The organism is Methanosarcina vacuolata Z-761 (genome assembly GCF_000969905.1).
GTDB classification, from domain to species: Archaea; Halobacteriota; Methanosarcinia; order Methanosarcinales; family Methanosarcinaceae; genus Methanosarcina; species Methanosarcina vacuolata.
In genome coordinates this window covers 4,302,863-4,329,157 of sequence record NZ_CP009520.1, presented here as the reverse complement: position 1 = coordinate 4,329,157, position 26,295 = coordinate 4,302,863, and the positions used below count along the sequence as shown (strand labels likewise).

General features: G+C 41.7%; 22 protein-coding genes and 1 pseudogene. 12 read left to right on the top strand and 11 right to left on the bottom strand.

Annotation, left to right across the window (positions count from 1 at the left end; genetic code table 11):
• The first annotated feature begins 3 nt into the window (after nucleotides 1–3).
• Nucleotides 4–1,200 (top strand): cofactor-independent phosphoglycerate mutase, encoded by a 1,197-nt coding sequence (locus MSVAZ_RS17890; RefSeq protein WP_048124324.1) that lies wholly within the window; start codon nucleotides 4–6, stop codon nucleotides 1,198–1,200.
• A gap of 223 nt (nucleotides 1,201–1,423) precedes the next feature.
• On the top strand, nucleotides 1,424–1,885 hold the full coding sequence (locus MSVAZ_RS17885) for an Hsp20/alpha crystallin family protein (protein WP_048123204.1): 462 nt from the start codon (nucleotides 1,424–1,426) through the stop codon (nucleotides 1,883–1,885).
• A gap of 202 nt (nucleotides 1,886–2,087) precedes the next feature.
• Here the strand turns inward: MSVAZ_RS17885 and MSVAZ_RS17880 are convergent, their stop codons facing one another.
• The gene (locus MSVAZ_RS17880) at nucleotides 2,088–3,083 is read right to left on the bottom strand and encodes a cation diffusion facilitator family transporter (RefSeq protein WP_048123202.1); all 996 of its coding nucleotides are present in this window, start codon (nucleotides 3,081–3,083) and stop codon (nucleotides 2,088–2,090) included.
• Nucleotides 3,084–3,341: 258 nt separating this feature from the next.
• Nucleotides 3,342–3,728 carry a hypothetical protein gene (locus MSVAZ_RS17875; RefSeq protein ID WP_048123201.1) on the bottom strand — a complete coding sequence of 129 codons (387 nt, stop codon included), beginning with the start codon at nucleotides 3,726–3,728 and terminating at the stop codon, nucleotides 3,342–3,344.
• 522 nt (nucleotides 3,729–4,250) lie between these two features.
• Between MSVAZ_RS17875 and MSVAZ_RS17870 the strand changes: the two genes are divergently transcribed.
• On the top strand, nucleotides 4,251–5,018 hold the full coding sequence (locus MSVAZ_RS17870; protein ID WP_048123199.1) for a coenzyme F420-0:L-glutamate ligase: 768 nt from the start codon (nucleotides 4,251–4,253) through the stop codon (nucleotides 5,016–5,018).
• Between the two features lie 246 nt (nucleotides 5,019–5,264).
• Here the strand turns inward: MSVAZ_RS17870 and MSVAZ_RS17865 are convergent, their stop codons facing one another.
• Both MSVAZ_RS17865 and MSVAZ_RS17860 read right to left on the bottom strand, forming a co-directional pair.
• A complete protein-coding gene (locus MSVAZ_RS17865; RefSeq protein WP_048123197.1) occupies nucleotides 5,265–5,588 on the bottom strand; it encodes a cupin domain-containing protein in 324 nt (107 codons plus the stop codon).
• A gap of 258 nt (nucleotides 5,589–5,846) precedes the next feature.
• On the bottom strand, nucleotides 5,847–6,326 hold the full coding sequence (locus MSVAZ_RS17860; protein WP_048123195.1) for a deoxycytidylate deaminase: 480 nt from the start codon (nucleotides 6,324–6,326) through the stop codon (nucleotides 5,847–5,849).
• Between the two features lie 408 nt (nucleotides 6,327–6,734).
• Here MSVAZ_RS17860 and MSVAZ_RS17855 point away from each other — a divergent pair, with 408 nt between their 5' ends.
• The 3 genes from MSVAZ_RS17855 to MSVAZ_RS17845 all read left to right on the top strand — a co-directional run bounded on the left by MSVAZ_RS17855 (nucleotide 6,735) and on the right by MSVAZ_RS17845 (nucleotide 10,432).
• The gene (locus MSVAZ_RS17855; protein WP_048123193.1) at nucleotides 6,735–7,643 is read left to right on the top strand and encodes a protein translocase subunit SecF; all 909 of its coding nucleotides are present in this window, start codon (nucleotides 6,735–6,737) and stop codon (nucleotides 7,641–7,643) included.
• The gene (locus tag MSVAZ_RS17850) at nucleotides 7,640–9,340 is read left to right on the top strand and encodes a preprotein translocase subunit SecD (RefSeq protein ID WP_048123191.1); all 1,701 of its coding nucleotides are present in this window, start codon (nucleotides 7,640–7,642) and stop codon (nucleotides 9,338–9,340) included. The genes MSVAZ_RS17855 and MSVAZ_RS17850 overlap by 4 nt, the downstream gene beginning before the upstream one ends.
• 69 nt (nucleotides 9,341–9,409) lie before the next feature.
• Nucleotides 9,410–10,432 (top strand): AAA family ATPase, encoded by a 1,023-nt coding sequence (locus MSVAZ_RS17845; RefSeq protein ID WP_048123190.1) that lies wholly within the window; start codon nucleotides 9,410–9,412, stop codon nucleotides 10,430–10,432.
• Between the two features lie 412 nt (nucleotides 10,433–10,844).
• On the opposite strand, the gene MSVAZ_RS20680 is transcribed toward MSVAZ_RS17845, so the two are convergent.
• The 6 genes and pseudogenes from MSVAZ_RS20680 to MSVAZ_RS17815 form a co-directional block, all read right to left on the bottom strand.
• On the bottom strand, nucleotides 10,845–10,988 hold the full coding sequence (locus MSVAZ_RS20680) for a hypothetical protein (protein WP_157206133.1): 144 nt from the start codon (nucleotides 10,986–10,988) through the stop codon (nucleotides 10,845–10,847).
• A 174-nt stretch (nucleotides 10,989–11,162) separates the two neighbouring features.
• A complete protein-coding gene (locus MSVAZ_RS17840; protein WP_048123188.1) occupies nucleotides 11,163–11,399 on the bottom strand; it encodes an efflux RND transporter permease subunit in 237 nt (78 codons plus the stop codon).
• Nucleotides 11,400–11,411: 12 nt separating this feature from the next.
• The gene (locus tag MSVAZ_RS17835) at nucleotides 11,412–11,681 is read right to left on the bottom strand and encodes a hypothetical protein (RefSeq protein ID WP_048123186.1); all 270 of its coding nucleotides are present in this window, start codon (nucleotides 11,679–11,681) and stop codon (nucleotides 11,412–11,414) included.
• Nucleotides 11,668–13,071, bottom strand: coding sequence for an APC family permease (locus tag MSVAZ_RS17830; RefSeq protein ID WP_048123184.1), 1,404 nt, complete (start codon nucleotides 13,069–13,071; stop codon nucleotides 11,668–11,670). The genes MSVAZ_RS17835 and MSVAZ_RS17830 overlap by 14 nt, the downstream gene beginning before the upstream one ends.
• Nucleotides 13,072–13,365: 294 nt before the next feature.
• A pseudogene (locus MSVAZ_RS20675) lies at nucleotides 13,366–14,742 on the bottom strand (monomethylamine:corrinoid methyltransferase).
• Between the two features lie 18 nt (nucleotides 14,743–14,760).
• Nucleotides 14,761–15,414, bottom strand: coding sequence for a methyltransferase cognate corrinoid protein (locus MSVAZ_RS17815; RefSeq protein ID WP_048124322.1), 654 nt, complete (start codon nucleotides 15,412–15,414; stop codon nucleotides 14,761–14,763).
• A gap of 804 nt (nucleotides 15,415–16,218) precedes the next feature.
• Here MSVAZ_RS17815 and MSVAZ_RS19855 point away from each other — a divergent pair.
• Nucleotides 16,219–16,422 carry a pentapeptide repeat-containing protein gene (locus MSVAZ_RS19855; RefSeq protein ID WP_082091188.1) on the top strand — a complete coding sequence of 68 codons (204 nt, stop codon included), beginning with the start codon at nucleotides 16,219–16,221 and terminating at the stop codon, nucleotides 16,420–16,422.
• Between the two features lie 133 nt (nucleotides 16,423–16,555).
• Here MSVAZ_RS19855 and mtbA read toward each other — a convergent pair whose 3' ends face one another.
• Entirely contained in the window at nucleotides 16,556–17,575 is a 1,020-nt protein-coding gene (gene mtbA / locus MSVAZ_RS17810; RefSeq protein ID WP_048123177.1) for a methylcobamide:CoM methyltransferase MtbA, read from the bottom strand.
• Nucleotides 17,576–18,846: 1,271 nt separating this feature from the next.
• Between mtbA and MSVAZ_RS17800 the strand changes: the two genes are divergently transcribed.
• From MSVAZ_RS17800 to pylD, 5 genes are all read left to right on the top strand, one after another.
• Nucleotides 18,847–20,469, top strand: coding sequence for a methylamine methyltransferase corrinoid protein reductive activase (locus MSVAZ_RS17800; RefSeq protein ID WP_048123173.1), 1,623 nt, complete (start codon nucleotides 18,847–18,849; stop codon nucleotides 20,467–20,469).
• A 733-nt stretch (nucleotides 20,470–21,202) separates the two neighbouring features.
• On the top strand, nucleotides 21,203–22,462 hold the full coding sequence (gene pylS, locus MSVAZ_RS17795) for a pyrrolysine--tRNA(Pyl) ligase (protein ID WP_048123171.1): 1,260 nt from the start codon (nucleotides 21,203–21,205) through the stop codon (nucleotides 22,460–22,462).
• A gap of 561 nt (nucleotides 22,463–23,023) precedes the next feature.
• The gene (gene pylB / locus MSVAZ_RS17790; RefSeq protein WP_048123169.1) at nucleotides 23,024–24,076 is read left to right on the top strand and encodes a methylornithine synthase PylB; all 1,053 of its coding nucleotides are present in this window, start codon (nucleotides 23,024–23,026) and stop codon (nucleotides 24,074–24,076) included.
• Between the two features lies 1 nt (nucleotide 24,077).
• Complete coding sequence (gene pylC, locus MSVAZ_RS17785) at nucleotides 24,078–25,169, top strand: 3-methylornithine--L-lysine ligase PylC (protein ID WP_198146768.1); 1,092 nt, start codon at nucleotides 24,078–24,080, stop codon at nucleotides 25,167–25,169.
• A 209-nt stretch (nucleotides 25,170–25,378) separates the two neighbouring features.
• The gene (gene pylD, locus MSVAZ_RS17780; protein WP_157206132.1) at nucleotides 25,379–26,170 is read left to right on the top strand and encodes a 3-methylornithyl-N6-L-lysine dehydrogenase PylD; all 792 of its coding nucleotides are present in this window, start codon (nucleotides 25,379–25,381) and stop codon (nucleotides 26,168–26,170) included.
• The last annotated feature ends 125 nt before the right edge of the window (nucleotides 26,171–26,295 follow it).

Here is a 26,295-nt window from a genome sequence, read left to right as displayed (position 1 = left end):
GCAATGAAATACGCTGTACTTATAGGAGACGGAATGGCTGATTACCCAATAGAGAAACTGGGTGGAAAGACCATTCTCCAGGCAGCCCGAACCCCTGCTATGGATTATATCGCAGCCCATGGAAAAATAGGGCTTGCAAAAACGATACCTGATGAACTTCACCCCGGGAGTGATGTCGCAAACATGTCTATTCTCGGGTACGATCCAGCAGTATATTACTCTGGTAGGGCCCCTCTGGAGGCTGCCAGTATGGGTGTTGCTCTTGCATCTGATGATGTGGCTTTCAGATGCAATCTTGTGACTATTGAGCATAGGAGAATAAAAGACTACAGCGCAGGGCATATCAGTAGTGAAGAAGCTAGAATTCTCATTGAAACCCTTGATGCGGAACTCGGTAATGAAGAACTGAGCTTTAATCCGGGAATCAGCTACAGGCATCTTCTGGTCGCCAAAAATAATCTGGGAGCTGAAACAGAGTGCACTCCCCCGCATGATATTACTGGAAAGAAAATTGAGGAATATCTGCCAGGAGGAAAAGACGGAGATTTCTTTTCCGATCTGATGAAAAAATCTATGATCGTTCTTGAACTGCATCCGGTTAATCTGAAAAGGATTGAAGAGGGTAAGAATCCCGCAAATTCAATCTGGGTCTGGGGCCAGGGATATGCTCCGAAGTTTACGCCATTTCAAGAACTATATGGAAAAACTGGGGCAGTTATTTCGGCAGTCGATCTTCTGAAAGGCATTGGAGTTTATGCAGGAATGGATGTAATTGAAGTTCAGGGAGCAACCGGTTATCTGGATACCAATTATGAAGGAAAAGCCAGTGCTGCAATCGAGGTTCTGAAAACCAGGGACCTTGTTTTTGTCCATGTGGAAGCTCCGGATGAAGCCGGGCATGAAGGGAGCATTGATAAAAAGTTAAAAGCTGTTGAAGATTTCGATAGCCGAATTGTAGTTCCTATTCTTAAGCATGCGATGGCTTCAGACGAGCCTTTTACAATTCTCGTACTGCCTGATCATCCAACTCCTATTTCCATAAAAACTCATGCTCGAGATCCAGTTCCTTTTGCAGTCTACAGAACTGATAAAACGGAATCTGATAGTTCAGAGACCTTCGATGAGGAATCGGCTAAAAAAGGTTCTCTTGGCCTTGTAAAAGCTTCGGATCTTATAGGAATACTTGTGAAGGCTAAATAACTGCTTTTTCTCGTTTTCCATTCGATGCTTCTATTTGTTCAGCATCCTAATTTCCAGAAAATCCTCTGCTCTGGATTTTCTGATTTTTTTCTGTTATCATACTGGCTCTTTTTTGTACTAAGTTTGTGTAAAATCATTCAGGAAAACATATATATCCTTTCTCAATATATTCAAAATAGCACATAAAAGCTGTGTTATCATTTTAACTAAGGGGGATTTTTGTATGAGATGGCCTATGAGAAGATCATTTCCAGGACCTGGACGCTGGGATCCTTTTGAAGAAATAAGAAGGACGCAAGAGCGCCTCAATCAGTTGTTTGAAGACTTTATGCCGATGGAAGAATGGGGAGGCGGAAAAGTATACACTCCTGCTATCGACATTAAGGAAGAAGACGACAAACTTGTAGTCACTACCGACCTGCCTGGTATTAATAAAGAGGATGTTCAGATTAACCTTAAAGAAGACATGCTTGAGATCAGTGCAAAGACCGGGAAGGAAAAAGAGACTGAGGAAGAAGGGTACCTGCGCCGGGAGAGAGCATATACTCAATTTTATAGGGCTATTCGCTTGCCTGCAAGCGTTAAGGAAGAGGGAAGCACTGCAAAAATGGAAAATGGTGTCCTGAAAATAACGCTGCCGAAAATGCAATTGGAAGAGCCGACAAAGAAAATAGCTATTGAGTAAGCTTTTCGAAGCGAAAAGTATAATATTAAATTTAATTTCAGACTGCGAAAGAAAACCGCAGCCTGTCTATTTTGAATTTTTCTTGTTGATTTTCCAACTTCACTCATTCTGATTTTCACTCATTCTGATTTTCACTCACTCTGATTTTTACTCACTCTGATTTTTACTCACTCTGATTTTCAATCAATCCGACTCTTAATTTTCATAATCTGGTTCTATTATTTGTTCTGGATGTGTTCTTATCATAGTATTTGGAGTCAGGACATGGCTCCACATGAATCGAAAAGTGACCGTTACTGCCGCAGACCTCTTTTAGCCTGTTTTCTATCTGCGTTGAGATTTCATGTGCATCTACGATATTTAAATCCCGGTCTACCTCAATATGGACATCTGCAGCCATGGCATTCCCTATTTTTCGGGTTTTTAGCTCATGGAAGCCTAAGACACCTTCAGTCGAATCAAGGACTCGTTCAATATTTCTGTAAGTCTCCGAATCAAGCGAAGCTTCCAGCAGTTCATTGAGGTTTTTGTAAGAAACATCAAATGCCACTTTAAAGATAAAGAAACTTAATACAATTGCAGCTAGTGGATCAAGCACTACCCACTTGCCTCCAAGAAAGATCGCGCCTCCTATTCCTAGCATGGTTCCTACAGAGGAGAGAGCATCCGAACGGTGATCCCAGGCATTTGCAATTACCGCATCACTCTTAAGTTCTCGACCGCATTCTATAGTGTAGCGGTATAGCCATTCTTTTAACACAATTGAAATGGCTGCTGCAGCAAGAGCGATTTTACTTGGCTCTGGCAGACTCTCTCCCTGATAAAAAGTAATAACTTTCTGAAGACCGCCCCAGAATATTCCAAAAGCAGCCGCAATAAGTACAAGGCCAATAAATGCGGCAGCTAAAGTCTCAATTTTCCCATGTCCATAATTATGTGTGCTGTCCCTTGGTTTTTTAGCGATTTTTAAACCTACAATCACTGCGATATCAGTTATAAAGTCTGATAGTGAATGAGCTGCATCCGCTATCATTGCTGAACTATTACCAAGGATCCCAGCTGCAAACTTAAAAGTTGTCAATAAAAAGTTTAAAAGCATCGAGACTTTTGTTACATGAGACGCTCGGGAGTACCGTGTATCGTCATTATCCTCATAACTAAAAAGAGTCTCTTTATTTGTATCTCCAGCACTTTCCATAATTTCTCATATTGTCTTTACTATTTGAATATATTTGAGATATTATTCTTTGAGATCTTATATTTCAATATATATTGTTATACTATTAAACCAGAGCATATAAATTAGCAATCAAGAGATATAAGGGTATCTATCACTTGGTTAAGGAGCTTATATGGCTTAGAATCGGTTTTTGCAGGTTCACTCAACTTTAATATTTCAAACACTTATATAAATATCACTCTTATAAAATAATGAATTGAAAAACACCATAGGCTCTCAGCAGTAATGCGGAAAAATATATTTTATTTCCTTTATTTTCTCTTCTTTCTCTCCTTCTTCAGGAAATTCTTTACTTTTTCTGGCTTCAGCCTGTGCAACCTCGGGGTGCTGTTTTAGAAATTCTATTGAATATTTAGTAGTTTCTTTTGCTGATGCTTGAAATGTCTTGTCGATTTCTTCTTTACTAAACTGCCCGTGATAAAGAAGAAGCTGAGTTACCTTTTGCCTGGTGGCTTGAGGGTCTTTCTCATATTCCAGGGCGTAGTACAGCTTACTTATAATTACTCTTAAACTCCAGATTCTGCTTCGTTCGTTGTCCTTTAACTCGAAAGGGATTTTTTCCTTTATTTTTTCTATAATTTCGTTCAGGTCATACTGTCCCATTTTAACACCCTTATAAAAAACAATTTGCAAGCAGATAAAAGCTTTTAAAAGCTCTTAACTTTGCTCCCTAGAGAAACATATTATTGATAACTAAACAAGATCGAAAATAAAGTAAGTTGGGAAATAAAGTAAGTTGGGAAATAAAGTAAGTTGGGAAATAAAGTAAGTTGGGAAATAAAGTAAGTTGGAAAAATAAAGTAAACTGAAAAACTAAGGTCTGCCGAAAACAAACATGATATTCTTTGAATAACATGCACAATCAATGAAAGTGCTTGCAGATAGCAGTATTTTCATGCTAATAGGTGAAAAGCGCGGCATCAGGAAATTGTTCTCATCATCTTTTGCTCAGTTGGGGTAACTCTCATCATCGCCGCAAGATAAAGTATATCGGTGGTCTTATTTATGGTTACTGCCTTTACTGCTGCAAATTATTCATTCAATGAATTATGCCCTTTATCTTCTGTATCTAATTGCACAAAATTCAGGTACTCTTATTAACTCAAAGCTTTCTGAGGAAAAGACTTGAAATTCGAAGCCGTAACCGTTGAGAATATCCCCCTTATACATACTGGGGACAATCTGCCCTCGATCATTTGTGATAATCTGGAACTTCAGGACAGTGACATTGTTATCGTTGCCTCGACCATCGTTGCTAAAGCTGAAGGGGAGGTCTTCAGGCTAGAAGATATTACTCCAGGGAAAATAGCACTTGAGATGGCATCCCGAAACGGAAAAGATGCGAGGTTTATCCAGGCCGTACTTTCCCGGAGCAGGGAGGTGCTTGTGGAAAAGCCATTTATGCTTGTGACAACTCTAGCAGGGCATACCTGCGTAAATGCAGGGGTTGACGAATCAAATATTGAAGACGGATTTTTGCTCTATCCTCCGGTAAATCCAGATGCCAGTGCTTCAAGGCTCGGGCAGGAGCTTGAAAAGTTGAGCGGGAAAAAGTTAAGTGTGATTGTCACAGACACAAACGGGAGAGCTTTTAAAATAGGGCAGACCGGCGCTGCCATAGGAATTTACAAGATGAAGCCTGTAAAGCACTGGATTGGAGAAAAAGATCTCTTCGGAAAAGTCCTTGAGGTTACAGAGGAAGCAGTTGCCGATGAACTTGCAGGTGCCGCAAATCTTCTGATGGGCGAAGGGGCAGGCGGAACTCCCGTAGTTTTAATTCGTGGTTTTGATTATTATTGTGAAGAAGAGACCTTTATAAAGGAAATGTATCGTCCTGAAGAACTGGACGTAATTAAAAAAGGACTTCGCTGCCTTCAAAAAAAAGTTGAATGAAAATAGCTGAATGAAAATAGCTGAATGAAATAGCTGAATGAAAATAGCTGAATGAAAATAGCTGAATGAAAATAGCTGAATGAAAAGAACCTAATTAAAAAAGTAAACTTCAGAGCTTAGATATTGAGTTAGAAATATCATAACTTCAATTTTATATAATGTTAGAGTCTCGGGAGTTTGATTCCGTGTCTCGACTTACCTGGATGAAAAACAACTTGCTGCAATGTGAAATGGGACTCAATAGTATTAAGAGCGGATCATAGTTAGAATCATTTTGAACCTTTCCAGGGCATGGAGTGAATGGGGTTCGTTGGCAGGCATTATAATCATGTCCCCTTTCTCCAGAACATTTTTATTTCCCGAGATTGTGATTTCTGCCTTTCCAGCTGTTATTTGAACCATGGCGTCAAAAGGAGCAGTATGCTCGCTCAGTCCCTCACCTTTATCGAAGGCAAATATAGTTACGGTTCCGGTATTCTTACGGATAATTTCTCTGCTTACAACGGCTCCTTCCTGATAATCAATCAAAGTTTCTATCCTTAATACTCTGGCTTTTAATTCTTCAGACATTGTTCCACCTCTTACTCTTCTATAAGTCCATATAGCCTATCTAGCCATCTGACAAATTTTTGAGCGGATAAAATCTAGTCACGCCAGACTTTCGATCTTTTATGATTTCTAGGTAAGGTATCTCCCTAAAGTGTTTTTACGTTCTTTTATATCAATATCTTAAATAACTGAACCATAAACAGTTAAACTATTTTTAAACTCATTATATAAATATTCTTCTGCAAGCGTGAGAGCAGGAGATTCTTAAACTCAGTAAGTTCAGTTCACGCTTGAAGTCTCGCTTTTTAGTTCAAAAGGTATATATTCCACTTTCACACCCGCGTCCCTAAAAAACTCAAGTGAATCGTTGTCGGGATAGTAAGTTGCGTATACTACTCTTTTGATGTTCGAGTTGATAAGCATTTTTGCGCAAAGGATACAGGGCTGGTGTGTACAGTAAATGGTTGCGCCTGCTATGCTTACCCCATGGATTGCAGCCTGGATAATTGCATTCTGTTCTGCATGTACTGCCCTGCACTTTTCCTGTCTTGTGCCTGAAGGAATCTTTTCCAGATCCCTGATACACCCAATTTCAAGACAGTGGTCCATGCCGCTAGGTGCCCCATTATATCCGGTTGCGAGGATTCTTTTATCTCGTACGATAACAGCTCCCACATTCTTTCGGAGGCATGTGGCCCGTTTGCCTACTACAAAGGCGATTTCAAGAAAGTACTCATCAATTGAAGGTCTTTGGGTCATTATTTTTAATGAACAGTAACTGGTATATATAGCTGTGACGTTAAAGTCTGTACCATTTTTAAGAGTTACTTTTAAGTGGAATAAATTAAACGGTATATAGAGAAGAATTGCTAGAGGAAGAGTTAATATAATCTGTGAGAATACAGAGGTAAAACAAATTAACTTATTTATAACACTAATTTGTTTCTAACATGCTTGTTTATATATACTTATTTATAATATTAAAACATCCAGAACGTTATCCCCCGTTACCTGAACCCGAATAGCAAAGTAAATTCAAGATTTTCAATAAACTTGATTATAAACTTCGTGTTCTGAATTATACATCAGGATTATATATCTGGATGTAATGAGCTGTTCGGATAGGTTCAATAAAATAATAGATACACGCATCCGGAGTATTAAATTATGGCAACAGGTTTGGCCGAAATTTTAGATAATTTCGTGAAAAGTCATGATGACCGCCAGTTGCTGGCCCTCCCCCTTGCGATACTCGCAGTTTCTTTAGCAATACTGCTAGTTTCCTTTGTGAGTAGCGGATCGCCGGTAAAACTGGGAATGGATTTCCAGGGCGGTACTCAGATTTCGATAGAAACGACTGATTCTCCTGCTGTACTTGAAAAAACGTATTCTTCTTACCCCATCACCGATGTCCGGCAGACCGGAAGCAGGGTTATCATGCAGTTTGGGATCATGGATGATGAGCAGCAGCGTCAGCTTGAAAAGGATATTACGAGTCACAAATATTCCAATGTGCAGATTCAGCAAGTTGGGCCTATTTACGGCAAGACTCTGCAGGTACAGGCCCTAGAAGCCCTAATTATTTCCTTTATAGGAATGGGAATTGTGGTATTCCTGCTCTTCAGGACTTTTGTTCCTTCCTGTGCAGTGATACTTTCTGCATTTTCAGATATTGCTATTGCAGCTGCTTTCATGAGAGTTGCAGGGATTGAACTTTCCCTGGGAACACTTGCGGCGTTGCTTATGCTTATCGGTTATTCTGTAGACAGTGATATCCTGCTCACAAACAGGGTAATTAAACGCCGGGGTACGGTAGAAGAGAAAGTTTCCAAGGCGATGCATACAGGTATCACCATGACTACTACAACCCTTGCAGCGCTTGTGTCCATGTACATAGTCTCAACTTTCTCCTATCTTGTCATTTCCTCATTCACACAGATTACTCTGCTTTCGCAGATCTCAATTGTGCTGATTGCGGGACTTATTGCAGACATGATGAATACCTGGCTCCTGAATACGGGAATTTTACGATGGTATGCGATGAAACCCGAATTCAGAGGGAGGTATAACAGATGAGCGACAAAAAAAGCCTTCTTAAAAATCCAAGAGTCATTATCTTTATTTTAATCCTTCTTGGCTCTATAGTGGCTATTCACCCAGGCTATACCCCCGGAAAAGGGACAACTTCTAATCTTAATTTTGGACTTGATCTGGAAGGTGGGTCCTGGCTCCAGATACAACTGGAAGGAGCACTTGCCCAGGTAGATGTAGATTCCGGAAAATTAGTCAGCGGAATTGTAGAGCCTATAATTGGAGCCCCTATTGAGATCACAAAAAATACCCTTGATGCCGGCGGCTCTGCCAATAAATCTGTCACCTTTACAACATCTGGGACTGTCAGCGCATCCCAGCTTGAGTATCTTGGCACGATAAGTGTGGACAAGCTGAGTGGGAGCACAACTCAGGTAACTATCTCTGATACCAGCAAGGAAGGTCTCATCCAGTCGTACCTATCAAAAGCCCTTGATGCAGAAGTAATGGCCCAGAGTGATGAGGACGGAACTGTCTATGAAATCAGGACTGCAGTCACGGAACAAAAGCTTGAGTCTCTACTGGAAAAGGTTGGAGGTTCGATCCACAAGAACGAAGATGGGACTTCAACCTACGAAGAAGGAGTAAGCACCGATACCAGAGACCTGACAAAGGAGATCCTAAGTGATAAGCTGAACTCTCTGGGTATCAAAGATATTCCTGTAAGAACCGTAGGGGACAAATACATCCTTATTGATTTTGCAGGCATTGACTTGGCAACTGCTAAGGAAATAGCTGAAAAACCTGGGAAGTTTGAGATCCGGATTCAGACAACTGGAAATGAAACCGAACATGTCCTTTACGGCGATTCGATTGTAAGTGTGGGAGTTCCAAGCTTCCATGATGAACAGTGGCATACTCCTTTCACCCTGGATGATGACGGAGCTCGGACACTCCAGAAAGTTGCACTCGAAACCGGAGCAATTGATGATCCTGATTCTCATTACCTGATGATGTATCTTGATGGAGTTGAAATTTATGGAGCTCCTTTAAGTTACTCTGCAGCCGAAAAACTGCGAGAAGGTCCAATTTATTCCTGGGAAGCTTCCACGGGTACTGATGATGCTGCAAAAACCGAAGCTACAGCACTTCAGGTTCACCTTCGGGCAGGGGCTCTTCCTGTCAATGTAGAGCTTGTAGGTTCAGGACATGTGGATGCAGGTCTCGGAGCGCAGTTCAAGACTGCAGCCCTGATTATAGGTTTGATTTCCCTGATTGGGGTGGCAGCCGTGGTTTACTTCAAGTACAGGAGGCCTGAAATTCTGATACCCATGGTTGGAACTTCTACCAGTGAAGTTATCATGATCCTCGGAGTTGCAGCACTGATAGGGTGGCAGCTTGACCTGGCGTCAATTGCAGGTGTTATAGCTTCCATAGGTACTGGGATTGACCACCTCGTGATCATTACAGATGAAGTGCTTTCCGAAGGCAAACTCCCTCCAACAAGGGTTTTTAAATCCAGGATAACAAAGGCTTTTACAATCATTTTAGGAGCAGCCGCCACAAACATAATTGCCCTGTCCCCTCTGGTTGTAATGGGCTTTGGTACTTTGAAGGGCTTTGCAATTACTACCATCATTGGTGTCTTAATTGGTGTGGTTATCGCAAGGCCGGTTTATGGTATAGTAATCAAGGAACTTCTGAACGTAGATGAAAACGGAACTGCAAGCATAACTGAATAAGTATTGAGCGAAAAGTAAAGTTCTTTGAGGTTGATTGGTATCCAGGAGTCAAAAATCAAGGTGGAATGTATGCAGGATCTCTGGACTTTGAAATACAGGGCGGGTACCCTGAAGGAAATGCTTGGAAACGAACATGCTGTAGCCACGCTTTCCGAACTTGCCCAGTCCGGGACTCTTCCCCACCTTATTTTCTACGGCCCTGAAAATTCCGGAAAAACGACAGCAGCTCTTGCTCTTGCCAGACAGCTCTATGGGCGTACCTGGAAAAACAATTTTGCATACTTCAATGCTTCAGATTTTTTTGACCAGGGAAAGCGCTATCTCGTCCGAGACAAGCGTTTCGTGCGTTTTCTGGGTACTGATGACCCAAAGAAAATCTATAAAAGTGTCATTGATATTTTCAAGGAAATTATCAATGAATATGCTGGAATGGCATCGCTGGATGCCGATTACAAGTTAATCTACATCGACAATGCTGAGTCCCTGAATTCTGATTCACAGCATGCTCTAAGGCGAATTATGGAAAAGTACAGTGCAACATGCCGGTTTATTCTTTCCACTACCAAACCTTCCAAACTTATTGCTCCGCTCCGCTCAAGAGGTCTTCAAATTTTTTTCACATATGTTCCGGACACGGTTCTGAAAACTCATCTTGAGAAAATCTGCTGTGCTGAAAAGTTACAGCTTTCGGAAGGCGCATTTGATGCAATCCTTTATTCTGCGAAGGGAAATGTTGCAAAGGCAGTGCAGACTCTACAGCTTGCTTCTTTGGTTGCACAAGATCCGGTTATTACTGAAGAGATGGTGTATGAGGTTACTCTGGGCAGGGACGAAAATATTGACAATTTGCTTTCTGCGGCTCTTGCTGGAGATTTTTCCAGAGGACGGAAGCTCCTTGATGAGATGATAGTTGAAAAAGGGCTTTTAGGAGTCGAGATTCTTGAAAAGCTTTCAGAAGCTCTCGCAGATTCGGGAGAAGCGGATACAGACATTGCCCGGATTATTGTGAAAATTTCCGAAGCCGATGCCCATCTTAAGGATGCTGCCAATGAGAGAATCCAGCTTGAGAAACTGATCTCTTCTCTTTCCTAATTTTTAGGGTCGTTTTTCCTTCTGTTTTCTTTCGCTGTCTTTTTACTGCTTTTTGCTGCTTTTTCTGCTTTATTAATATTTTTTATTGATTTCTATCGTTTTTTACTGCTTTTACTACTTTTTACTGTTTTTTACCGTTTTTTGCCGCCTTTTACTGCTTTTTCTGCCTTTTTGTGTCTTATATATCTGTGAAAGCTCGACTCTCTACTGATTTTGTGGTCAAGAATCCTGTTTTTATCTCTACTTTCCTTCCTTTTTAATATACTATATATATGCTTCTCTTTGGAGTTATCATAAAATAAAAAACTACTTATATTTTAACCATTTAATCAAAATTAACATGGTAAATTATATATACAATTAGCTTTTATTTTTTATTGTAGATAGGCCAGAATCTCAAGCTTCTAAGGAGTTAAGGGGCTCCGTTACACTTTTTAAACGAGGTGTGGACCTTAGGGTTCAGAACATCCAGTGTGATGTGCTGTACTTCCTGAAGGTGGTTCAGAGCCTGGACTTCCTTGAGTATATGCCAGATCAGGCCTTTTCTAAAATCCACAAATAAATCCCTCCATTACTCCCTGAAGAACTCCCTCTTTTCAGGGAGGTCATGCTCACATGGCAGAATAGAATCATGAAGTACGATTGAAAAAGATGATATTCGGCCTTAATTTTAAAAAAGGTTGTCTGCCTGAACTATTCCTTCAGGCAGTCATTCTATTAAACTTTTTTTTCAGTATTTATAGTGCTTTACTGAATGATATAAAATCACAACAAAGAAAGCAACTATCACCAGCAAGAGGCTGAAGAAACCAACAGGGTCCCAGACAAAGCCTATCCCAGATCCTCCTTCTTCCCAGGAAACGAGTACTGCTCCCTGGATTTCTGTAGGAATTACCACACAGGCAAAGGCAAGCACGAAGATAAATAAGATGTCAAAGACTTCTGCCATAATGCTCTTTTCTGCCATACTTCTGTCTCCTCAATCATAATATTTGAACTCGAACATGTGGGTTTTGATTGATTCTCTCACCTTCAGGCACCCTATGGTCTCGATCAAAATGATCAGTCCTATGAAGATTACGTAGAGGTAGAAGAAACCTGAAGCAATCTCCCATGTCTCGGAGAGAATCCTGTATGCTAGAAATCCTTCCACACATATGAGCAAAACAAGCATGCCTACTACGAGAGACGTATCTCCGGTAAGTTTGCTGTGATATTTGCTTTCCAGTGCCTGATCATTCGTCTCCAATGCCCGTCGCCTCCTTCTTAATTCTTCTATTTTCCGATCCTTTGGGTGAGGGCCAGCCCATTTCAGCCCAGTTATTTTCAATGTTTGATTTCTTGTGTTTGTGGCTGAAATAGAAGTACGCAATACCGTAGAATACAAAAGCGAAGATCAGGTTATACTTGTAGCCCCAGAACAGCGTTGAAAGAATCGTAATTGCGATTGCAATTGCAAAATAGGCAATATACGGCTGAAGAGGGCCCACAAAAGGCCTGACTTTACTCGTAGTCTCCGGGAAGAGTTTTCTAAAGCGTATCAGGGAGAAAGGAATCAAAACGTAGCAAAGCAGCCCCGAAACAATTGAGAAGGTAATTACCTGGTCAAGATAACCGCTGAATGCAAAGCCGATTGCAACAGGCATCGTGAAGATTACTGCTCTGTATGGAGTATTATACTTCGGATGCACTGCTGAGAACCAGGAAGACACGTAATTGTCTCTTGAGAGCGCAAACCAGGAGCGTGAGGAGTCACAAACGCAGCCGTTTGCACTGGCAACACATGTCAGAAATGTTCCAAGCCCCAGCAGGGCAACAAAGATTAAGATCCCACTGTTCTGTGCAGCCTCAAAAAGCGGATAAACTGAAACTCCAAGTAGATCGGCAGGGATCAGCACTGCACATAAGTAGAGGGTCATTGCTGCTCCTATGAGCAGAGTAATCATTCCAGCCTGCTGTCCAAGAGGCACTGCCCTTGATGGGTGTTTGCACTCTTCTGCGCACATTGCCGCTCCTTCTATCCCTAAGTAAAACCATGGCCCGAATTGTAAAGCTGCAAAGAGGCCTATCATGCCGTTTGGTAGAGCACCCTGCAAAAGGTACTCAGGGTGAATATCCCCTATTCCAAAGGCAGTTGAAAAGAAGAAGGCCAATATTGCAATGAAAGCGATCATGGTCAGGACAAAGTTCAGAGTTAATGCCGCAACAACGCCACGGTAATTAATGAAGGTTAGAAGTGCAATAACAAGCAGAGTTACTGGATAAACCTGCAGCTCCGGGAAGATACTCTGTGAAATGGATGCAACAACAATAGCATCTGCCGCTTCAAGGGCTATATACTCCATATACACCGCAAGTCCCACACTGGCAGCCGCCCCGGGCCCGATAAATAATCTTGCCCAGTCATAGGGTCCTCCTGCAAGTTTGGTTGCTGATCCAAGTTCACTGGCACAGAGGGAGATTATGACATACATTGTTCCTGCAACCAGCATGGCAAGCAAAGACCCGAGAACGCCTCCTTTTGCAACGGTAAAGTTCCAGCCCATGTATTCTCCGACCAGCACGATACCAACTCCTAGAGCCCATACATGGAAAGGCCTCAGAGTTTTCACTAAGCTGGCAGACTCATGTTCAGACATGTCTATCAGCCTCTTCTTTTTGAAACCTTACTGGCATCCAGTAAGACCCAGCCCATCAATCCGAAAGCCAGGAGATATATAAGTCCGTTTATTAAAGTCCAGATATCCATTTTAATATCCCCTTTTTAATACTAAGTTATTATATTTTTTTAGTTATTTTTCAAAAAATCCTTAGCATTTGCAACATGTCTATATAATTGTTTCGCCTGAATGTTGTTAAAAAAATTAGCCAGCGAGCTAACCCGCTGGCTTTTCGTTTCCGTCAGTATATATTTCAGGCTCTGGACTTTCAACTTAGAATACAAGTCCTAGGTCTTCGAGCTTCTTCCTTGCTCCGTCGTATACCTGCATGTACTCGTCAGTTGGGGTTACGGTCTTTACGTCGTAGCATTCCTGGAAGGTCTTTCCTGCTGGTGCGCTTGCATAGTTCTTCTCATAGAGTGCTACAAGCTTGTCGAGTATCACATTTACTTCTGATATTTCCACACCTGCGGTTGCCCTTGCTACTTCTCCCATCATTCTGGCTTCCATACCTGTGGTCTTGTCGGTAACGACACCCTTTGCTGCGGCTACTCCTGAGAGGATTTCTCTGCCTGATGCTGTGTCGGTAATGGATTGGGCTGAAGCTTCGAGCAGACACATCTCAGTACATGGGCCTGCACATGGGTAGTACTGGTTACCTGACAGTATGTCCGTAAATTCGGAAATTGTTGCACATGCCCATCCTGCAATCATAAGGGTTTCCCTGGTGTTGGTTGAACCCCAGCGGATGTGGACTGGGCCGTCAAGATGCCAGCTTGCACTGCTCATGAGAACAGCGTTAATGTGGGTTGCAACATCTACAATTGTGGTTTCTTCAATTCCACCTGCATACCCTCCAAAGATGGGCATCTGTTCGTCCATAATGATGTCGCTGTTCCCTTTGTAGTGAGCAATAACTGAAATTGCATCAAGGTCGATCTTGAGTTCGTTGAGTTGCGAGACCTCGTGGCTGTCCGTACAGGTCATTCCACCGGCACAGTCAGCGGAAATGTTTCCCTGAGCGGACAGGGAGGTCTCTGGGCCCTAGACAGCCATGCCAGGCCTACCGGCCATGGCGCACGCGTTCTTAATGAGCCTTGTTTCGGTCTTTGCAGCAAGGACTTCGTAAGGGCTTTTTGGAATAGGAGCTTTTCCGCGTACCGAGGTCATGACACCGTTAACGATGGTGTCTACTTCTTTTTCCAGGGCATAGCTCATGTGAACAGGCATAAATACGTCTTCTGAAATTGGAGAACCAGTAGGCCCACCCTGTACGATTGGCTTTGCCTTGTCACCAACACTTCTCTTTCTGACATTAACGGCATCCCTGCCAGTTCCGAGCACGAATTCTTTCTGCACGTTGTTAATTGCATCCCAGATTTCGTCTTCAGTGTATTTTACAATCCTGTGTGTGTCGGTACAGTAAATTCCGCACTCAAGGAGCATCTCAAAGCCGGCCTTGAAGAGTTTTTCCATCATATCCTTGTCTGTTGGGATAAACTCTCCTTTGAAGTCAAGCCCGTACTTCTGCTTGAGCTCCATTGCTTTCATAGGGATCTTCATAAGGTCCCAGTCATCCTGGGTACACTTTTCTCCTACTTTAGCTCTGTCGTAGAAATCATAGCAGTCAAATGATTTTTTAAATGTCATCGTCTTTTGCCTCCAGGATTATTTCATTACCTCAAGTGCTACTTTTGCGGCTTCTGCAGCGTTTTCTGCAGTTGCATCTGCTCCGATTTCGGCAATCCATTTATCAGATACAGGAGCTCCTCCGAACATGCACTTTACACTGTCTCTGAGGTTTTCTTCTCTGAGCCTGTCCATAAGGTCTTTCTGGCCGAGCATGGAGGTGGTCATAAGGGCAGAACCAACAAGAAGAACCTTTTGCCCTTTGTGTTTTGCAGCCTCTTCTACAACGTTTTCATTAAGCACATCAACTCCAAGGTCAACGATCTGGAATCCATTTGCTCCGAGCATAGTGGTAACAAGCCTGTGACCAATGTCGTGAATATCTCCTTCTGCAACAAAGGTGATGGCAAGTCCAGCTTCTTCTCCTTCTTTCTTGTTCTTTTCAAGTTCAGGGGTAAGAACTTCCATTGCATTGCTCATCGCTTTTCCAGACATCATGATCTGAGGCAGGAAAATCTCAGCGGCTTCAAACTTATCACCGACAATTTTCATTCCAATGGAAAGGCCCTTTGTAATAATGTCAAGTGCCGGAATTCCTGAAGCCAGAGCCTCCTTGCATAGCTGTGCGGTGCCTGCAACGTTTTGATTTACGATTGCGTCGCGTAACTTATCAAAAATCTCTTGATTTGCCATTTTTATAAACCTCCACTGAGATTCGTAGTTCTTTGCAGCATCGTTGGGCAGTAAAATATCTCCAGAGTCATTTTCTCGCAAAGGCTTTATGCTTGAACACAGACCCAAGCTCCGCTAGCTAAAAAAGAGCATTTGCATGGGGTTCTTATTTTAGGTTCAGATCCCTCTGCTGCCTTATATTTTTCAGCCATTAGGCGCGAGGATGTTACTTTACGAATTTCTAATTATTTATCTTCAAAATTATTCACTGTCATTTGCCATTTTGCCCGAATAGGTTCGGGTCCGTTGTGAATAATTTCTTCTCTTATGACATTGTTACCGGGGAATTTACTTGCCGGAAACTGCAAATTTGTTTCCCAGTCGAATTAGCTTTATATCCCGAATTTTCCAACAGTATGCCTGTTGGAACTGCCTGGAATTGTCCTGAACATTCAAGGCTCAATCCCTAAATAAAGATTAAAATTATACTATATAAACGAATACTATATTCCCATTATTTTTTTCTCTTAAATTTTAAAATATGAGCATTAAAGACAAAATATAAATACTGGAATTTCAAGCCATTGCAATCTCTTTTATATATGCAATCTCCAGCTTCAAAGTCCTGTGCTTCAAATCTGTTTTTATATCTGATCTTCAATATTATTAACCCCAAAAGCAAAAAGTATAAATACTATAATTTGAGGTCGCGGTATTCTTTTTCGAGATCTTCAATCTTCTGCCGCAAGATCCTATGCGGTATATTTTTTAAAAAGAGGTCTTTAACTAATAATTTCATACTTGCGGGCTGAATAATGGTTTCTTCTGAAAAATGCTAGATTGAAGTATTCTAGCTTGAAGAATGCTGGATTGAAGAATGATAAATTGAAATATGCTAGATTGAAAAATGCTAGCTTGATGAATGCTAAATTGAAATATGCTAAATTGAAGAATGCTAGCTTGAAAAATGCTAGATTAAAAAATGCTAGATTGAAGAATACTAGATTAGATGAAAGAAAACAAGCCTGATAAAGTAATTTTTTTGGAAAATTATTAAAAATAAGGCCGGCTTAAGGCCGGCTTATCCGTTTTTAAATTTCATTAATACGGCACACCATCAGTGTCCGATATATTCAGTATCTGAATCTATTCAGCAATGTTTTTAGTATGTGTGGCTTTTTGCGCACTCAATCATCTTTTGAAGATTGACTGTTGGTGTCATACTGACAGTCCCGCAGCCAACGGTGAGTAACCCAACGCCTGCGTCAAGTGCCTTCTTTGAGGCTTCTTCAATCTCCTCCGGATTTCCGTTCCAGAGCACGGCTACAGGGTCAAGGTTTCCGACAACGATTGCATTTTTCACATTACCGGTTGCGGTCTTGATGTCTACCTTCTGGTCTACGCTGATCCCGTTTACGCCGGTCTTATCCATAATTCCAAGGCCGTTGGTTGTGTTTCCGCAAATGTGAAGCACTGTAGCCACATCGAGTTCCTTCATTGCATCAACTATCTTCTTCTGATAGGGCAGGGCATACTTCTCGTAGAACTCTCCACCAATGAGCTCATAGCTTGCTGTCGGGTCAATGATGGCTATGGTGTCTGCACCGTTTTCAACCATTGCTTTTGCATATGCTACATTGAAGTCCGAGCAGAAGTCCAGAAGCGCGGGGACAATCTCTTCTCCTGTGAAAAGGTTTCCGAACCAGGCATCTCCGTTAATATGCTGGGCAAGAGAGAAAGGACCTATCATGGACCCTATAATCGGGAGCTCTTTCCCGTATTTTTCGGAGAGAATCTTGACAGCTTCAAGGATTACTGCAATTCTGCCTTCTTTCAGGTTGTAATTCTTTAATTTCTCCAGATCTTCCAGGTTCTTAACACTGGGTTTAATCACTGAAGGCTGCTGCTTCAGGTCGCCAGCCTTTATACCGCAACCAAAAAATTCAGCTTCAGCTGTAATGTCAAAGGGAACTCTCACAGCTTCAAAACCTACTACGGTATGCGCTGCTTCCGCAAGAGTCGCCATTTTCTCTGCGTCGGCATGGGCTTCTGGCCAGTAGGCTCCGCAAGCTTCCATCTGTTCGACAGTTGCAGTCTGAGTGAAACAGACAGCTGGCATCCTGTCCACCTGCTGTTTCCTTAATGCACGGTACAATCTTTCTTTTGGGGTATATTCTGCCATTTATAATCCCTCTTATGTTTATAGGTGCATAAGATTATGAAAAATACATACTATTTAATAAATATGTATTTATATCCTTTAATTACGGATTATGTTATAAAAACTTATCAATTGAACAGCCGGAACAAGCCGAAAAATCCTTCAAAACAAGTAAATTTGTTTTATTTACATTCGGTGGACGAAATACTTAAAATAGCTGGGAAATTTGAGGCTTTGACTGACATTTTAAATTAAAGAACTGCCTAATATTATATCAAATGATATATAACTTTCGAAATCTTATGAGCTACCGTGAAAGAAAAAATACTAGCCTTTGATTTATTGAGAGCAATTGCCATATTAGCTATACTCTTAACACACAGTACTGCCTACCTGGGATATAAATACATCAGGTATACGATTTTAATATTTACTCCTTTTTTTGCCAAAATCGGATTGTCACTTTTTAATTCATAAGCGGATCTCTTATACATTATAATAACAGCAAAATTTCATCCATCAAAGATGTATTGCTTTTTTATAAAAAACGTATTTTACGGATTTTTCCACTTTACTGGGCTGCTCTTGCGGTTTTCACTTTCGTTTTTTATGATTATTTCGGCATTCTTTCCTCGCAATTCACTATGTCAAATGTGAGTACGTTGTTTAGCTTCCATAATCTCTTAATACACCTACTAGTGTCTACGCAATTTAGTTATGGATCATTATAATTAAGAACCGGGACTACAGATGAAGTATTGTCTATGTATTGATGTATCATAACTAAGTTGCCAGGACACTAGGTATGCAAATGCTACTTGCTCCTACATATTCAACACCATTATTAACTCTTCTGTAAATTCTAACATTTTTCAGACAGGCTCTTAATAGCCAGTCGCTAATCCCTCTAGAAACAATTAGTAATAGTTTACATCCTCTCCATAATCATACAGGTAAAAGTAATTTCACAATTATGCTGAATATTCAAAAATTTAGCCAAATATGAAAACCATGCTCAAAAGGGGCATTCAACTTTATAAATGTGTAATAAAATGATTTCCATGTTCTTATAGTTGGAAAATTCGTCCTTGAATTTGCAGAGGATACATAGTTTATATAATTCCTAACTATATCTATATAATTAAAATTCTAAAATTATTATATCCTTTCCCTTATTGATGCCGAATTAGAAACTTCACTAAAATTACAGTCCTCATATCCCACCCCTTGTGTGAGGTAGTTCATACTGCCGGACGCCTCAACATATTATATGCTCCCGGAGGACCTGAAAAATGTATGGAATAGCACTTGATCTGGGTACCAGCGGTTTTAGAGCCCAGCTTATTGATCTTGAAACGAAGAAAACCTTAAAGACAGTTATAACCATGGGTCATCCCCTCCCCGGGGGAAATGTCATGGATCACCTGGATTTTGCAATCACAACAGGTGAAGATGTGGCTCATGAGGTAATTATCGAGACCGTCAGGAGAATGTTCCTGCGGTTCGATGTTGATCTTTCCAGGGTGGAAAGGCTGGCAGTCTGTGGAAACCCTATCCAGCTTTCCCTTTTCCAGAATACTGAAATAAGGGACCTTGCCTATGCAGGAGAAAATAAACAGAAGATGCTTGGAGTCAGGAATGTAAAAAGAGATGCCCGTGTGTTTCCTGCGTCGGAAATTTTCGGGAAAAAAGACCTGCCTAACTGTGAAGTTATCGTCCCCCCTGCAATCAAGCACGAGATTGGAGCTGACGCCCTGGCTATGATGCTTGAAACCGATTTTCTTATCCAGCCCGAACCTTCTCTTGTCACGGATTACGGAACAAATGCCGAAATGGCTCTGAAAATCGGGGGTCGAATTATCACTGCAAGCGCAGCAGCAGGACCTGCGATTGAAGGGCAGGGTATAAGTTCAGGCATGCTCGCAAGTCCTGGCGCGATCTGTGATGTAAAACCTGAAGGACAGTACTGGAGAATTATGGTTCTTGACAGGGAAATGGAAAAACAGGACGCTTACCTTATAGATCCAATTACAGGGGAGATAAAGGAGTCCTATGGATTCGAAGCCGTCGGAATCACAGGCACAGGAGTTATCTCGGCTTTTGCTTTAGCACTGAGAATCGGGTTGATTGAAAAACTTCCTAAACTTCCGAATGGAAAGCTGATCCTGGGTCCAGGGATTGAGATCAATGAAAAGGATGTAGAAGAAGCCGGAAAAGCTATCGGAGCAATCCGGGCTGCCCATATGACCCTGATCGTTGAATCCGGAATCAAGTATGAAGACCTGGAGTACGCATATATGTCAGGAGCCTCTGGAGCCTATGTGGATGCTGAAGACGCCCGCAGACTCGGAGCCGCACCGGGTTATGCAAAAAAAATTGTTCAGTTTGGAAATACCTCGCTTGCGCTTGCTCGGGAACTTGTGCTGGAAAAATCAAGGCTGAATGACGTAATTGATATTGCAAAGAAAATTACTGCCGATCACCTTATGATGGCGACCAGTGAGACTTTCAATAATTTCTACCTATGCGAACTTTCCTACTGGACCCAGGGCATGCCACTTGAGACGTATGACCAGATGCTTGAACTCTACGGCCTGCCCCCCCTCCCGAAAACTCTCGAACATGTAAGCATCGAAAAGCGAGTCAGCAAAGACATCGAAGAGGTCGGGTCAGGCGGGCTTTCTATACTCAAAGAAATTGGCATAATACTCGAAGTTCTGGTGGAAAAGTGCGTATACTGCAAAAAATGCGTAAAAGAATGCCCAGAAGCAGCCCTTGAAATAGTAGAAAGAGACGGCCAGAGAATCGCAAAATACGACAGCCAGAAATGCCTTGGTACAAGCTGCCGCCGTTGTGTCGGCATCTGTCCCGAAGATGCTATTGATATCACGAAACTGAAAATCACAGCGAAGTAACGAAATAACATCACAGCGAAGTAACGAAATAACTTATGGTGGGCTAAATTTTCACCCACTTTCTTTTATTTTACCTTTTCTTCACCAGGCTTGAAAAGGGTTGTGATCACGCCGATAGTGTTTTGGGACAAGTTCATCAAATTCAAATGTTGCTGAGGTTTTCGGTCAAGCCTTTTTTGAAAAGGGTTGTGATCGCGTCGATAGGGTTCGGGGATAATTTCCTAAAATTCAAACGTTGCTGGGGTTTTCGGTCAACCTTTTTTTAAAAGGCTTGCAAAAAATTTATAAATAAGAACCTGTTTTTCTTAGATTTCCACCAATAATCATATATACTAAATAATATTATTTTATATTATTATTAAGACCACCATACAGGAAGCAAAACGCTTTGTTCAATCTATTTTGCCGAGGAGGAAACCTGATCATGTAGATCGAATGGACTCTAAATCCGTTCAGCCGGGTTAGATTCCCGGGGTTTCCGCCATATTTCTGAATCCCGGAATGGTAATACAATAACATTCTAGATACATTCAGAACATTCCGCCGAAATCTTTTATAAAAGCTGGAGATTTTTTTCCAGACTATATAAATTGTTTCTGTTGTGTGGATCGCTTCTATTTTCCGGGTAGCTGTCAGCAAATTGCTGGCTCCGTGCTTATATTCCGTAAGCCGGGATTTTGAAATACTATTTCTTGGAAATCATCCGGGCTTTTAATTCACCAGGGGTGACACTATGGACAAAAAACCATTAGATGTTTTAATATCTGCAACCGGGCTCTGGATGTCCAGGACTGGAATGCTCCACAAAATCAAGCACTATGAGGTCTCAAGAAGTAAGATATCTATTGAAATGGCGTGTGGAGAGCATCTTGTTGTGAATAATTCCAGGAGTTGTAGAACAGCCAGAGCATTCAGACATCACAAATACAGGAAAACCTGCAAACGATGTAGGGTTTCGGACGAGGATATCAATAATTTCCTCACAAGATCAACCGAAAGCAAAACCAGTGTGAAGGTTAAGGTAGTTTCTGCTCCAAAGGTCAAAAAAGCCATGCCAAAATCAGTTTCAAGGGCTTCGAAGCCTCTGGAAAATCCTGTGTCTGCACAGGCATCAACGAGCACATCCAGACCTGTGCCTTCGCCTGCAAAATCAGCTCCAAATTCGTCTGTTCCCGAGTCGGCTCCCGCTCCTTCACTTACAAGAAGCCAGCTTGATAGGGTTGAGGCTCTCTTAAGTCCAGAGGATAAAATTTCTCTGAATATTGCAAAGCCTTTCAGGGAACTTGAGTCCGAACTTGTGGCAAGAAGAAAAAACGATTTTCAGCGTCTCTATGTCAATGATAGAGAAGACTACCTCGGCAAACTCGAACGTGATATTACGAAATTTTTCGTAGACCGGGGTTTTCTGGAGATCAAGTCTCCTATCCTTATTCCGGCAGAATATGTGGAGAGAATGGGTATTAACAGTGATACTGAACTTTCAAAACAGGTCTTCAGGGTGGATAAAAACCTCTGCTTGAGGCCAATGCTTGCCCCAACTCTTTACAACTATCTGCGAAAACTCGATAGGATTTTACCAGATCCAATAAAGATTTTCGAAATCGGGCCCTGTTACCGGAAAGAGTCTGATGGCAAAGAGCACCTGGAAGAATTTACCATGGTGAACTTCTGTCAGATGGGTTCGGGATGTACTCGGGAAAATCTTGAAGCCCTCATCAAAGAGTTTCTTGACTATCTGGAAATCGACTTCGAAATCGTAGGAGATTCCTGTATGGTCTATGGGGATACCCTTGATATAATGCACGGGGACCTGGAGCTTTCTTCGGCAGTCGTCGGGCCAGTCCCTCTTGATAGAGAATGGGGTATTGACAAACCATGGATAGGTGCAGGTTTTGGACTTGAGCGTTTGCTCAAGGTTATGCACGGCTTTAAAAACATTAAGAGAGCATCAAGGTCCGAATCTTACTATAATGGGATTTCAACCAGCCTGTAAGCTGGAAAGTCCGCCCAAAGTAACTAAAAATCGCTAAACACCGGTCGAAGATATTAAAACACTGTATTAAATGGCAAAAAGGAATTGCGATACTGGATGTCAAAAAGAGTTGCAGTACTAAATGGCAAAATTAATTGCAGCTCTGAAAGGCAAAAAGAATTGCGATACCTAATGGCAATATCAAATGGCAAAAGGCAAAATAGCAGTATTAATGGCAAAAAGTAAAATGGCAATATCAATGGCAACATTGACTGACAATATTGAATGGCAACATTGACTGACAATATTGAATGGCAACATTGACTGACAATATCAATGGCAACATTGACTGACAATATCAATGGCAACATTGACTGACAATATCAATGGCAACATTGAATGGCAATATCAATGGCAATATCGAATGGCAACATTGAATGGCAACATTGAATGGCAATATTGATTCAAAAACGGGATGGTAAAAACTCAATATGGCAAAATAAGCTAAATGGTGAGATTAAATTGACAATCGGCTCTGATAGGGCCGTCAAATATCTGAAGAATCTATGAGAGGGTGAAATTTTGATCCAAAAAATGGCACTTGATGAATTTGACAGTTTGGGAGAAAAAGTCATTGAAGGGTATCAATTAACTGATAACGACCTGAGGGCTCTTCTTTCCCTTGAATCCATAGAAGATCTGGAAAGGCTCTATTCTGCAGCCCGAAAAGTAAGAGATCATTATTTTGGCAACAGGGTATTTCTTAATTGTTTCATTTATTTCTCCACTTACTGTAAAAATCAATGCTCCTTTTGCTACTATAACTGTCGAAACGAGATCAACCGCTATCGACTGACCATGGAAGAGATAAAAGAAACCTGCAAAACCCTGAAAGGAGCAGGTTTTCATATGGTTGACCTGACCATGGGGGAAGACCCCTATTACTATGAAGACCCGAACCGTTTCGTTGAGCTTGTCCAGGTAGTAAAAGAGGAACTTGGGCTTCCCATTATGATTTCTCCAGGCTTGATGGATAACGCTACTCTTCTCAAAGCCAGGGAAAAAGGAGCAAACTTCCTGGCCCTTTATCAGGAAACATATGACACCGAACTCTACCGGAAACTTAGAGTTGGGCAGTCATTCGATGGGCGTGTCAATGCACGCCGTTTTGCTAAAAATCAGGGGTATTGTGTAGAAGACGGAATACTCACCGGCGTTGGAAACGATATCGAATCCACCATTCTGTCCTTAAGGGGAATGAGCACAAACGATCCTGATATGGTCAGAGTTATGACTTTCCTGCCTCAGGAAGGAACTCCACTTGAAGATTTCAGGGATAAATCAAATCTCTCGGAACTGAAAATTATCTCTGTTCTCAGGTTAATGTTTCCCAAACGCCTCATCCCTGCCTCCCTTGACCTTGAAGGCATTGACGGCATGGTTCGCCGCTTAAATGCAGGGGCAAATATTGTTACTTCTATCCTCCCTCCCGATTCCCAACTGGAAGGCGTTGCAAACTATGACCGTGGACTTAAAGAACGGGATCGGGACATAAAAAGCGTGATCCAAAGGCTTGAAACCATGGGAATGAAACCTGCTCGGCAGGCTGACTTTGAGGCAGTCCTGGGGTGCTAGCTTGAAAACAATCTGTCTTGTAGGCGGGAAACTCCAGGGCTTCGAAGCTGCGTATCTATCTAAAAAAGCCGGAATGAAAGTAGTTCTGGTGGATAAAAATCCACAGGCCCTCATCCGTAATTACGCGGATGAATTTTACTGTTTTGATGTAATAAAGGAACCTGAAAAACTCCTTGAGCTCTCACAAAAGGTTGATGCTATACTTCCTGTGAACGAAAATCTGGCCTGCATCGAATTTCTGAATTCAATAAAAGAAAAATTCTCCTGCCCGGTACTTTTCGATTTTGAAGCTTATCGGATAAGCAGGGATAAAAAACGCTCAAAAGATTATTTTAAGTCCATAGGAGTCCCAACTCCGCAGGACCGGCCCTCCAGCCCTCCTTATTTTGTAAAGCCTCCCTGTGAAAGCAGCAGTGTGGGCGCCAGGATAATTTATGAGGACAAAGAGCTTGAGGCCCTTGAACCTGACATGCTGGTTGAGGAATATGTGGAAGGCGAAGTTGTTTCTCTCGAAGTTGTCGGGGATGGAAGTCATTTCGCCGTGGTAAAAGAGACCCTGGTCCATATAGACGAAACTTATGACTGCCACATGGTAACTCCACTTCCTGCGAATCCTTTATTCAGGCAGATCTCCCATGCTCTTGCAGCAAATCTTCCCTTGAAAGGTATTATGGACGTGGAAGCAATCTTCAGCCCAAAAGGTCTCAGGGTAATCGAAATCGATGCCCGTTTCCCAAGCCAGACCCCGACAGCAGTTTACTATTCTTCAGGAATCAACCTGATAGAACTTCTTTTCCACGCCTTTACTGACGGTGTTGAGGAAATCAAATCTCTTCCAGAAAAAAAATACTGCATTTACGAGCACCTACTGCTCGGAGAAAACGGTGTTCTTGTTCCTGTTGGAGAACAGGTACTTTCCATGGGTAGCGACTATGGAAAATTCTACGAAGAACCCGGCATTGAGATTTTTCTTTGCAAAGGAGAAAATCCGGTATTTACCCTGATCTTCTGGGGTAAGGACAGGGAAGAAACCGGAGCAAAAAAATGCAAAGGACTTTCGGTTCTAAAGGAGCGTTTCGGAGCGATTTTATGAATGAATAAATTTGAGGACAAAAAAATAATAAAAAGGATTAAAAACTTAGATTTTAAGAAATTAAAGCTCTAAAACTTAGATTTAACGAATTTGATGTCTAAAAAACTCAAATTTCAATAAATGGGTATTAAAAACTTATATTCATGAAAATTATAATTTATAATCCCCAGGTTTAATGAATATAAAATTTAAATTCTCCTAAATAGGAAATGGCGATAAAAATGGCACTTTTAACCCCAAATGATTTGATAAATATTAATAGACAACTTCAGGAAGCCGACTCTGTCGTGCAAAAAGTAACAGGGCTTGATATAAAAGACGTCTGTCAAGCTCTCTACGGTACTTCCCCGCTCTCCGAAAAAGTAGGTATCGTGCCTGTAACTTCAGGAAATGGGATAATAGGAAACTTTTCTGCTTCCCTGCATGCAATTACGCAGTATTTCGGATTTGACAGTTTTGTTACGGATATGCCGGATGTTAGCGGCTATTATGAAGCTGTGCAGAACGGAGCCGAGATCATCCTTATGGCAGACGACCACACTTTCCTTGCCCATAACATCAAAAATGGAAAAATGGCCAATAATCAACCCTGCACAGGTGTAATTTATGCTGAGATCGCTTCCAGATACCTGAAAGCCGACTCAAAGGACGTACTTGTTATGGGGCTTGGAAAGGTAGGTTTTCCCGGAGCAGCCCAACTTGTGCAGAAAGGCTTCAGGGTTTACGGGTATGATCCTGATGCAAGACTCCTTAAGAGAGCTGTTTCAGACCTCGGGGTTATCCCACTCGATCCTGCAAATCCAAAAAAGTTTTCCACTATTTTCGAGGCGACCCCATGCGCAAACACGATTCCTGAGGCCGTACTTTCGGAGAATTGCGTGCTTTCAACTCCAGGAATTCCCTGCGCAATTTCTGAAGAGCTTCGAAAGAAATACGACGTTCAACTTGTAGCTGAGCCCCTTGGAATAGGAACGGCATCAATGCTGTATTCTGTGCTTTAATACCTTAATTTCGCTTGGCAGCCGGTTGCAGCATTTCGGCAGTCTGCTGCCCTTTTCGCTATTAATTAGTTTAAACCCTATGTATTATTGTTTTTAATTCTAAGAGTTTTGGATATTCCTTCCAC

Coding starts and splice junctions, on each gene's coding strand:
- MSVAZ_RS17890 (WP_048124324.1), top strand. CDS start 4: ATGAAATACGCTGTACTTATAGGAGACGGAATGGCTGATTACCCAATA.
- MSVAZ_RS17885 (WP_048123204.1), top strand. CDS start 1,424: ATGAGATGGCCTATGAGAAGATCATTTCCAGGACCTGGACGCTGGGAT.
- MSVAZ_RS17880 (WP_048123202.1), bottom strand. CDS start 3,083: ATGGAAAGTGCTGGAGATACAAATAAAGAGACTCTTTTTAGTTATGAG.
- MSVAZ_RS17875 (WP_048123201.1), bottom strand. CDS start 3,728: ATGGGACAGTATGACCTGAACGAAATTATAGAAAAAATAAAGGAAAAA.
- MSVAZ_RS17865 (WP_048123197.1), bottom strand. CDS start 5,588: ATGTCTGAAGAATTAAAAGCCAGAGTATTAAGGATAGAAACTTTGATT.
- MSVAZ_RS17860 (WP_048123195.1), bottom strand. CDS start 6,326: ATGACCCAAAGACCTTCAATTGATGAGTACTTTCTTGAAATCGCCTTT.
- MSVAZ_RS17855 (WP_048123193.1), top strand. CDS start 6,735: ATGGCAACAGGTTTGGCCGAAATTTTAGATAATTTCGTGAAAAGTCAT.
- MSVAZ_RS17850 (WP_048123191.1), top strand. CDS start 7,640: ATGAGCGACAAAAAAAGCCTTCTTAAAAATCCAAGAGTCATTATCTTT.
- MSVAZ_RS17845 (WP_048123190.1), top strand. CDS start 9,410: ATGCAGGATCTCTGGACTTTGAAATACAGGGCGGGTACCCTGAAGGAA.
- MSVAZ_RS17840 (WP_048123188.1), bottom strand. CDS start 11,399: ATGGCAGAAAAGAGCATTATGGCAGAAGTCTTTGACATCTTATTTATC.
- MSVAZ_RS17830 (WP_048123184.1), bottom strand. CDS start 13,071: ATGTCTGAACATGAGTCTGCCAGCTTAGTGAAAACTCTGAGGCCTTTC.
- MSVAZ_RS17815 (WP_048124322.1), bottom strand. CDS start 15,414: ATGGCAAATCAAGAGATTTTTGATAAGTTACGCGACGCAATCGTAAAT.
- mtbA (WP_048123177.1), bottom strand. CDS start 17,575: ATGGCAGAATATACCCCAAAAGAAAGATTGTACCGTGCATTAAGGAAA.
- MSVAZ_RS17800 (WP_048123173.1), top strand. CDS start 18,847: ATGTATGGAATAGCACTTGATCTGGGTACCAGCGGTTTTAGAGCCCAG.
- pylS (WP_048123171.1), top strand. CDS start 21,203: ATGGACAAAAAACCATTAGATGTTTTAATATCTGCAACCGGGCTCTGG.
- pylD (WP_157206132.1), top strand. CDS start 25,379: ATGGCGATAAAAATGGCACTTTTAACCCCAAATGATTTGATAAATATT.